This is a genomic window from Spongiactinospora gelatinilytica, assembly GCF_003236385.1.
GTDB classification, from domain to species: Bacteria; Actinomycetota; Actinomycetes; order Streptosporangiales; family Streptosporangiaceae; genus Spongiactinospora; species Spongiactinospora gelatinilytica.
The window spans coordinates 1-787 of the sequence record NZ_POUA01000790.1; the positions used below are offsets into that span (position 1 = coordinate 1).

General features: G+C 77.0%; 1 pseudogene. It reads right to left on the reverse strand.

The window, feature by feature from the left end:
- A pseudogene (locus C1I98_RS42415) lies at positions 1–787 on the reverse strand (hypothetical protein); the annotation flags it as partial.

Sequence of the window (787 nt, forward strand, 5' to 3'; positions counted from 1 at the left end):
GCTTCGGGGGCGTCGGGGGCCTTCTCGTCTGGTCCGGTGGCCTTTGTCCGCCTGCTTGGACGGGTTCGGCCGGGTTTCTCGGGCGCCGTACGGTCGTCTTGCCGCTCCCCATCCCCCGCCGCCTCCGGACCTGGCAGGTCCTCGCCATGCCCGGAGGCTCCCCTCTTGACGCGTTCGGTACGGGGGGGCGCTTGCCGCTCGAAGTAGACCTCCTCTAGGAAGGCATCGAGATCCGTGAGATCCCCGAACCCGTCACCGCCGCCCTTGGCCTCCTGGCCACCAGCCGCCGGACCGGCCCCGGGCGGCCGCCCGCCAACCGCCATGTCACCGCCGGGCCGGCCGCTGTCGCCCTGCCCACCGGCCACGGGACCCACCGCGGACCCGGCGGCCCCCGCCGGGCCGGCGGTCGGGTGGCCGGTGACCGTCAACTCTGCTGAGCCGGAGCCGCCCGCGGGCCGGCCGCCGGCGGGCAGCCCTGGCGTACCCGGGCCGGTGCCCGGGAGGCCGGTTGCGACGGGGTCGCCGGTGGGCCGGACGTCGGCCGGGTGGCCGCTCACCGGGGGGCCGGTGTTGGGTCGGCCCGTGACAGCCGGGCCGTCAGCACGCAGTCCGGGTGTGCATGGGCCGGTGCCCGGGGGGTTCGCGTTGGGCAGGGCCATGGCGGGGTGGTCGGCGGTCTGTAGGTCGGCCGCCGATTGGCCGTCGGCCACCAGGCCCGCCCTGGTCGTACCGGTGACAGCCTGCTCCGAGGCGGGTCGGCCGGTGGTGGGTAGGGCCGCTGTGGCGG